Annotated in this window: 10 protein-coding genes and 1 pseudogene; 1 reads left to right on the top strand and 10 read right to left on the bottom strand. The window is 67.9% G+C overall.

Going from position 1 to position 8197, the window contains the following annotated elements:
* Window positions 1-91: pseudogene (locus ABZ928_RS53285) on the top strand (aminoglycoside phosphotransferase); the annotation flags it as partial.
* Window positions 92-480: 389 nt separating this feature from the next.
* On the opposite strand, the gene ABZ928_RS53280 reads toward ABZ928_RS53285, so the two are convergent.
* The 10 genes from ABZ928_RS53280 to ABZ928_RS53235 form a co-directional block, all read right to left on the bottom strand.
* Complete coding sequence (locus ABZ928_RS53280; RefSeq protein ID WP_361537104.1) at window positions 481-807, bottom strand: hypothetical protein; 327 nt, start codon at window positions 805-807, stop codon at window positions 481-483.
* Window positions 804-1382: a hypothetical protein gene (locus ABZ928_RS53275; protein WP_361537102.1), complete on the bottom strand. Its 579-nt coding sequence runs from the start codon at window positions 1380-1382 to the stop codon at window positions 804-806. The genes ABZ928_RS53280 and ABZ928_RS53275 overlap by 4 nt, the downstream gene beginning before the upstream one ends.
* A gap of 193 nt (window positions 1383-1575) precedes the next feature.
* Window positions 1576-1794, bottom strand: a complete 219-nt coding sequence (locus ABZ928_RS53270; RefSeq protein ID WP_361537100.1) for a hypothetical protein — start codon at window positions 1792-1794, stop codon at window positions 1576-1578.
* Between the two features lie 26 nt (window positions 1795-1820).
* A complete protein-coding gene (locus ABZ928_RS53265; RefSeq protein WP_361537098.1) occupies window positions 1821-2219 on the bottom strand; it encodes a DUF3846 domain-containing protein in 399 nt (132 codons plus the stop codon).
* A gap of 589 nt (window positions 2220-2808) precedes the next feature.
* Complete coding sequence (locus ABZ928_RS53260; RefSeq protein WP_361537096.1) at window positions 2809-3237, bottom strand: hypothetical protein; 429 nt, start codon at window positions 3235-3237, stop codon at window positions 2809-2811.
* Entirely contained in the window at window positions 3234-3476 is a 243-nt protein-coding gene (locus ABZ928_RS53255) for a hypothetical protein (protein ID WP_361537094.1), read from the bottom strand. The genes ABZ928_RS53260 and ABZ928_RS53255 overlap by 4 nt, the downstream gene beginning before the upstream one ends.
* A gap of 59 nt (window positions 3477-3535) precedes the next feature.
* Entirely contained in the window at window positions 3536-3910 is a 375-nt protein-coding gene (locus ABZ928_RS53250) for a hypothetical protein (RefSeq protein ID WP_361537092.1), read from the bottom strand.
* On the bottom strand, window positions 3907-4404 hold the full coding sequence (locus ABZ928_RS53245; protein WP_361537090.1) for a hypothetical protein: 498 nt from the start codon (window positions 4402-4404) through the stop codon (window positions 3907-3909). The genes ABZ928_RS53250 and ABZ928_RS53245 overlap by 4 nt, the downstream gene beginning before the upstream one ends.
* A gap of 81 nt (window positions 4405-4485) precedes the next feature.
* Window positions 4486-5160: a hypothetical protein gene (locus ABZ928_RS53240; protein WP_361537088.1), complete on the bottom strand. Its 675-nt coding sequence runs from the start codon at window positions 5158-5160 to the stop codon at window positions 4486-4488.
* Between the two features lie 408 nt (window positions 5161-5568).
* Window positions 5569-7479 (bottom strand): AAA family ATPase, encoded by a 1911-nt coding sequence (locus ABZ928_RS53235; RefSeq protein WP_361537086.1) that lies wholly within the window; start codon window positions 7477-7479, stop codon window positions 5569-5571.
* Between the last annotated feature and the right edge of the window lie 718 nt (window positions 7480-8197).

Below are 8197 nucleotides of genomic sequence, written 5' to 3'. Positions count from 1 at the left end.
GTGGGCCACACAGGACGCGGACACGCTCCTGCGCAAGGAGCACACCTGGCTGCCCGCCCTCGCCCCGCACCTCCCGCTCCCCATCCGCGTCTCGCTCCGCGAGAACGACGCGCCGGCGCTACGCGCCGGGAAAAGGAATTGCTCCGCAATTCAGTATTCCGGCTCCGCCGGAATACCTGGCCAACTCCGTTAGCCAGGGCCCGAATTCGCTCCGCGATTCGGACTGAGAACGGAATTCGCTCCGCGAATTCCTAAGGCTGGCTACCGAGTGGGGCGTCTGGGTCTTTCGTCCTGCTTACCGGAGCGGTTGACTAACCGTCACTTTCCGGTCCTGTCTGCGGGTTTGATCTTCCCCGCCTTCTAAGCTCACCCTATTCTCGATTAGGGCACCACCTTAGACCCAACCCAAATACCCGCGCAACCTCCCACGTGAAAAGCCCCGCCCGAACACGTCGCCGGGCGGGGCCAGGAGAAAGAGCGTCAGGCAACTCCAGCGTGGTACGCGGACACGAAATCACAGCACGCATCGTACGCCTTGCGCATCGCTGTACGAGCCGCGTACTCCGCGTCGGCACAGCCGCCGGAGTCGTGGAGCTCCTCGCTCGCTTCCGCGATGAGTTCGAGTGACTTGGACGGCTTGACGACGTAGCCGAGGACGCCGCGGGTGTCGACCGCCCACACCAGCCCGCTGTCCAAGTCGATATCGGAGGGGGCGAGTTCGTGCCCGTTGGGGCACTCGAACCAGCCGTCAGGGCGTACACGCCACGTCTCGCGGCCTGCGCAGGAGCCACAGGTGATGATGGTCATGCTGCCCTCTCAATGTGTGCAACCCAGGTGACTGCCTGGACCTTGCTGGGGATCTCTCCGATTTCCTTCGCGGCGGCCCGGTAGCAGTCGGCGAGGAGGGTGTATCGGCCCAATGCGCCGAGGCCCCGGTCACGTTGGCCGTAGACCGTACGCACGGCGATGTCGTGTGCGTGGCGGTCGATTACGACGGATTCTGTGTTTTCCGGGTCTGCAATGCAGAGGTAGAAATACCCGGTCTTGAGGTGCATGGGGAGGACTTCGCTCGGGTCTTCTCCTGCCATGATTCGGTTAGCTTTGTTGAGTGCGTCGCGGACGTGGCCGCTGGCGGTTCCTTCGGTGAATGCCTTTCTGGCGAGCCTGCAATTTTCGGCCCATGACTTGTTGGCTGACAATGCGGCTAGTACGCCTGCCCCCTTCTTTGCGTCTCCTCCCGAGATCTCGACGGCCAATTCATGAGCCTTGACGTACCAGTCACGCCCCCGGCGCTTCTGGTCGGAAGTGGCTGCGTCCCACTTCTCTGTGATCGCTCGTGTGTAGTCGGTGCGCTGTTCTTGGGTGCTCTTCACCGGGATCACTGATGGTTCCTCGGGGTTGGGTTGAGATGCGCGCGGCGGGGTGGTGAGGAGCGCGGGCCCTTGGGGCGGCTCAACTCAGGCCGGTATGGCGCGGGGAGGGGCTGGAGTCCGCGATGGGGCTCCGGGTGGCTGAGGTGATGTCGGCGGCGGGGTCCCACTGCCCCGCCGCCGGGGTGGGTTGGTGCTGGGCTGGTCAGACCGCCAGGACGTCGTGTGCGAGTTGGACGAGCCGCAGGGCGATGCGGGCGGCTGCCTTTCGGTCCTGTCCTGGCTGTGTGAAGGCTTCGATGTCGGGCTGCCAGGTGAAGCAGGCTCCTTCGATGGCGGCGCGGGTCTCGTCGTCGAGGTCGTCGGCGGATTCCGGGGCGACGACGACGGCATTGAGTCGGGTGTCGACCACTACGAGGAACATGGGGTGCTCCGGCGGGTGGGGTGGGGTCAGCGGCGGGGGCGGGGCAGGAGGCTGGGGGCGCCGAGTTCGCTGTAGAGGGTGAGGAGGGCGATGGCCTGGTCACGGGTCATGCCGTCGGCGCCGCCCTGGGCGTCGGGGGTGCCGGTGAAGACGACGTCGCCGCAGTAGGTCTGCGGGGTGGGCTGGTACAGGCCCAGGAGGCCGGTGATGGCTCGGTTGGGCTGCGCGCCGTGGGCGGCGGCGTCTTGGTCGACCCACATGGTCAGAGCGGTTGTCAGGTCGACCGGGCGGGCGAGGTCGCAGCACAGGGCGTGGTGGGGGGTGTTGACGGGCTGCCAGGTGAGGAGGCGGAAGGTTCCGGTGGGCTGGATGAGGAGGCCGAAGCTGTTGACGCTGCCGGGTGCGGTGGTGGTGGTCTCGGACATGGTTCTCCCTGGAAATGGGGTGGATGTCTTCGGTGTTGGGGGTCTTGCCACAGAACCTTCCAACAAGAGAAATATACCGCACTAGCATCACGATTTGCAGAGATGCAGGGATCTTTCTCCGGCGTGTTTCCCCAGGCCAGTACGGGTTTTGGGGTGCCGGTCCGGGGCGTGGCGCTGGGTGTGTCGGTGCTCCGTGCCGCGAAGCGGCAGGGACAAGGGAGACGGCTGCGCGGAGCGAGGGAGCAGGGCGCGGAGCGCACTGGGCCCGTCTGCCGTGTCCCGCAGCGCGTGAGAGCGCGGAGCGCGCGGTCCGGGCGGGCGCGGAGCGGCCGGTCGGCACGCGGCGAGGTGGTGCGGCGCGCGGAGCGGGCCGCACCACCGACCGGCACGGGCGGCGGCACGCCCCGGACCGGTCACAAAGAAGCGCGTGGCGCGCCCCGCTCTGCTGCGCCCTGAAGGACGGCCCGGGGCCGTGGAGCTCGGGTTCGTGCCTGGGGTATGCGCGGGCCGGCACCCTGGCGTCCACGCGGCTGAGCCGCGCCCTGAGCCCAAAGGACGGGGCTTCTGGCTGAGGAGCCAGGCCTGTGGGTCAGGGCGCGGCGTCGGCCAGTTCCTGCACCAGTGGCCAGGCGTCGGCCTCGTAGTCGCCCAGGACGCGGTCGTAGTCGACAACGCGGGACGGCTTGGTGCCGTGTTCGCCTTCCATGTCGCGTGTGGCCTCACCGAACCCGTCGCACAGGTGGCGGGCGCGGGCTGCCAGCTCGTCGTAGCGGGCCAGGCGGAGAGCGTCCTGGGCGCTGGGGCTGCTGATCGCGGCGGCGATGCGCGCGGTGAACGCGCGCAGTTCGTCGGGGCTGCCGGTGACGGCGTACGCGGACGCGGCCGGGTCTCCGATGACGAGGGTGTGCGTGCCCGGGGGGAGGTCGAGGTCGAGGTCGTGCTCGGCGGGGTCCATCTCGGGGGTGATGACGGTGACAGGGGTGTCGGTGGCGGCGCCGACTTCGTAGCGCAGGCTCACTGCTGCTCCCCCGTACCGTCGAGGAGGGCGGTCCGGGTGCAGGTGGGGTTCGCTTGCTCGGGGCCGGTGCCTTCGGGGTCGAGGTCCACGAGGTGCTCACTGTGGCCGTCGGAGACGGTGACGACCGTGGCCCACGATGCGGGCTTGTGGTGGGGGTGGACGGCGAGGGCTCGGCGGGCGGCGTCGACCGGATCGTCGGCGTCCACGTCGATGGTCCAGGTAACGGTGTACTGCTGCATGAAGGGGTGCCTCTCTCGGGGGCCGGGGGCTCGCTGCGCCCCCGGCCGGTGAGGGTGGGTCAGGTGGTCTGCGAGGCCGGGCCGTCGGCCGAGCACGCGTCGGGCGCGGCAGGCTGCTCGTGGGGGCCGGTGCAGTCGGGGCAGGTGTGGTGGACATGACCGCACTCGTCATAGGCGGCATGCTCACTGAGGATCAGTTGGGCGCCCTCGGTGTCGCCGTAGGCCGTCAGCAGGTCGGCGAGGCTGTCGGCTTCCTCGCAGGTGAGCGTGCACTGGTAGTCAGGCACGAGCTCGTAGGCCAGGCCGCTGTGCGTCCAGGTGCCGACGAAGCGGTCGAGGGCTTCGGCCAGCGTGCTCAACTCGTCCAGGGCGGTCAGCGCGGTGCGGACGAGTGCGGCCGCGCTGAGCGGGACGGCCTCTTCAGTTCCGCTCATGCCGACGCTTCCTTCTGCACGATGCGGGCGGAGGTGATGGTCTGCTCGTTGACGACGCTCGCTCCGTTCTCGATCACGTCGTTGTAGTCCTCCCAGTGGGTGCTGAGGTAGATCAGCAGGGCGGTGTCGTCGGCGGTGGCGCTGACGGGGACCGTGAGGACGACGTCGTCCTCGTAGAGGACTTCTTCGGTCACTTCCACCCGCACGCGCACCTCGGTCCCGGGCTCGGGTGCGGGCAGTTCGTCGGGGCGCAGGCCGTTGGCGGGCCGAACTGCGAGGATCGTGTCGCAGGCGATGAGCGTTGCTCCGTCCCAGGACACGTCGAGCAGCACGGACATCCAGCCGTCGCTTTCCGCCGGGTGGGCGTCGAGGACTTCGGCCAGGCAGCCGGACAGGATGCTGATCTTGTCGCCGGGCTGGAGTTCGCGGGCGTAGCGGCAGGTTTCGCCGTCGTGGTGGTGGTCGGCGCGGCGATGGTTGCAGAGTGCGGACACAGGTTTTCGCCTTTCGGTGAGCGGGAGATGGTCCGGTGTGCCCGGCGGGCGGCCGGGGGTGGGGCCGCCCGCCGGGGGTGCTCACCTGGAGGCGGGCAGGAGCTGGTGTCCGGTGCGCTGCCAGAACCCGGCCGGGGCACGGTCGGCGCGCTCGGGGCGGACGGCCCCCGGCAGGGAGGTGATTTCGAAGCCGTCGTCGCAGACCAGGACGCGGGCACCGGGCCACCGCCGGGCCGTGGCGCTGTCGGGTTCCATGTCCTCAAACCGGAAGACGCGGTGGGACTGACCGCAGAACCAGAAGAGATCGCCGGGGACATAGTCGTCGTCGGCGACGGTCACCGTGTCGGTGAGGCGGAATTTGCAGTACAACCGGATATCCGCTGCCTCGGCCGCCGTACGCAGGGCGGCGTGGAGGTCATCGAGCACGTCGAGTCCGACGCCAGCGGCCTCGTCGGTCTCGGCGCTGTCGCCGGTGAAGCAGATCGGCCCGCGCAGCGTGAAGCCCTCGTAGCCGTAGTGGGCCGCCAGCCGGCTCGCGACCGGGTTCTCTGTGCCCGGGTGGGCGGGCAGGTGGTGCAGCTCGATGCCGTCCGCGAGCGGCAGCGTGGTGTACGGGGTCGTACCGGCCAGGGCTGGCAGGTCGGTGAGCCGGACGGCCCGGGCCGGGGCGCTGACGAAGTCGTCGACCTGGCCGTCGGGATGCAGCGTGGTGACCAGGCCGATGGCGTGGGGGGTGGAGTCGTTGATGAACGGCACGGGTTCTCCTGCGAGTTTCGAGTGGATGTCATCGGTGATCGGGGGTCCTGCCACCGGAACCCCGACAAGAAAAATATACCTCATTTACATCACTCACGGGAGGGCGGGCGCGTCTTTCAGCGCATCAATTTCCGCAGCTCACATGCCATTTAGGGGGTGCGGCGCCGCGCCCCGCACCCCCTAAATGGCTGCGCCCCCGCTCCAGCAGCAGACCTCCACCGTCCCCTTTTGGACGCACATCAGGGCCGGTACCGAGGGCGGTGCCGGCCTTGACGTGACGGCGGGCGCGGGCCAACGCGCCTGCCCGATGTCCTAAAACGGATTCGGGCTTGCGACCAGCAGCCGTCAGCACGACACCGGCGAACTCGCCGCCGGTGTCGTGCTGTGAGTCCAACTGTCATTCATCGGTCAGGTGAGGGTGTTGTTGATGGCTTCGAAGAGCTGCTCGAAATGGCTCAGGGTCGCTTCAGAGAGGCCCGGCAACAGTGTGTCCCGCTTGCGCAACAGGGCGTCGGCGGGACGGCCGTGCTCGGTGAACGGCACACCGGTCGCTCTGTCGATGCGCGCGATGATGCGGTCATTGCCGTTGAGGTCGCTGACCTTGAGCTTGGTTCCGAAGGCGGCGTTGTACAGCTTGAGGTAGTCGCCGGGGGAGAACAGGTCCTCAATGTCGCTGTTCTTGACGCCGTCGCTGAAGGCGTCCATGAGCAGCAGGCGTTGGGGCGGCAGCAGGCCCTTGCTGGTGAGGGCTTTGAGTTTGGCGACTCCGGCGGGAGTGCTGTCGATGAGAACGGTCGCCTGGAGACTGGTGCCGATGAGCGCGACGAAGGCGGGGATGTTGGTGGCGCCGCCGGCGGGCAGGATGCGCCAGCGTTCGTCCAGGTGGGTGCGGCCTGCACTTTTGAGGGCGTCGCTGATCAGGGTGAGGTAGGTATAGTCGCTGGTTCCTTCGACCAGGAGGTTGTCGGGGCCCACGAAGAGGTTCTGGGCGATGTCGTAGCCGAGTGCGGCCTGCAGCGGGAAGAGCGAGTCGTCGGTGACCGCGAGGACTTCCTTGGTGACCACGGCCCCGGTGTCTGGTCCCTGGTCTTCCACGATCCGGACGCGATCGAGGCGTGCCGTTTCCACCATGAACGGTGAGTGCGTCGTGTAGATGACCTGGGCGACCGGGGCGAGGCGCTCGTTGATGAAGCGCAGGAAGTCGGCCTGGGCACGGCCGTGCAGGCTCAGTCCGGGTTCGTCCAGCAGGACGACGACTCCGTGGGGATAGTTCTCGAACGCGGAGAAGGCCGCGAGGAAGCTGAAGAACCACTGGAATCCGGTGGAGCGGGCGGAGAAGTTGTTGGTGAATCCGTGCCGACTGTCCCGGACACGGACGTCGAGGTGGGTGGCCACGGCGTGCTGCCCGTTCGGCTGCTGGATCGTGGTCTTGTCCAGGTCGATCACCACCGACAGGTCAGGGTTCTGCTTCCAGTACTTGAACACCTGCCGGGTGAGGTCGTTGCTCACCGCCTCGAGCTCGGCCTTGCGTTCCTCGAAGTCCTCCGCCGACAGTGCCGCGGCCGTGGTGCTGGCGAGTTCGAGCAGGGCCCGGGCAGTCTGCGCCGAGGAGGCTCCGGGTTGTTCCTCCTGGCCGTCGAGGTCGGTCAGGGCAATCCGGCCAGGAAGATTCTGGTAGTTGCTGAAGTAGAAGAACTTGGGCTCGCGCTCACGCAGGATGCGTGCGACCCGGTCCCAGGCGCTGGCGTTGTCGCCCAGCCGCTCACGTGCCGCCCTGGTGAACAGGTCGATGTCTGCTGCGGTGTACTCCTCGTCATCCGCGACCGTCAGGCCGCCAGCCACCTCCAGTGCTCCCGCGATGCTCCTCGTCCCGAGGACGCTGCGCAGCGCCTGGGGCACCTCTTCGGCGTTGTAGAGGTTCTCCAGGGCAGCGGCTTCATCGACCTCCAGGCCGACCGTGTCATTCCCCTCGTACAAAACGGAGCGTCGGTACGAGCGGTCTGTGACCACGTCTGGTCCCAGTACGTCGGCCACAGCGTTCAGGTCGTCACCGTCGAGGGTGAACGTGCAGGTGATCGGCTTCGCGTCGCTGATCCTTCCTGACCGGGTGTCCTCGGACTTCCTCCACCGCGGGTAGTCCTGCCCCACGGCGAACGAGTGCTCCGGGTACACCGGGTTGAACCGGTAGACCGAGGACAGCAATGCCGTCTTCCCGCTCTCGTTCTTGCCGACCAGCGCCGTCACATCTGCCGCGATATCGACGTCACCACTGTCAACAATGTTGCGATAGAGACGGCTTCGTACCTGAGTGAGCTGCATACGACCAGTCTGCTCTCAGGACGGCACTGTTATCGAGCCATTTGGCGTCATAGCGTCGTCCATGCACCTGCCAGACCGCGACCGGGGACGTCGGTGCCCAGGTCCGCGGTCGGTGCCAGGTCGATGCTGTGTTGGGCGGCCCGGGCGCGCGACCTCGACCAGGGACATTGCGCCGTCCTGCCCGTCTCAATACCTCCCGCTCGGCAGACTCTGAAGTGCCCGGGCAGCCCTGTCGAGGTTGCCCTGGCCCGCTGACGGCACGACCGCTCACCCGTAAGCGTGGATGCCGTGCTGTAGCGGTCACCGCCTTTTGGGGCGCGGCCCGCGTGCCGTCCAAGGCAGGGATGGGGGGGCGTTAGGCTGCGCAATGCGGCAGGATGCGCGCGCCGCGAGCCTGATGTCCGGTCCCCCACGCCGGTCATACCGCAGGTGAAGGACACCCAGCCGGCGACGGTCCTGGGGAGGGTCCCGCAGGTTTTTCGTCTGCCTGTGCACTGTCGACCTCTGCGGGGCGGTGGGGACCCTGGAGCGGAGTTCGATCATGACCAGGACCGGAGCGAGCGGCCCGAAGGCCCGCGTGCGGGAAGCCCAGCGTGCCACCGGCCTCAAGTACACCCAGCTGCGCGGCGCCCGGCTCGCGCGGGGCCAAGTGCTGCAGTTCCTGTTCGAGGACCGGCAGGGTCTGAGCACCCTGCCCTGGCAACTCGCCGCCGTATGG

The organism is Streptomyces sp. NPDC046909, assembly GCF_040644695.1.
Classification (GTDB): domain Bacteria; phylum Actinomycetota; class Actinomycetes; order Streptomycetales; family Streptomycetaceae; genus Streptomyces.
Note: the sequence above shows the minus strand (reverse complement) of the source record. Positions and strands in the feature narration are given on the sequence as shown.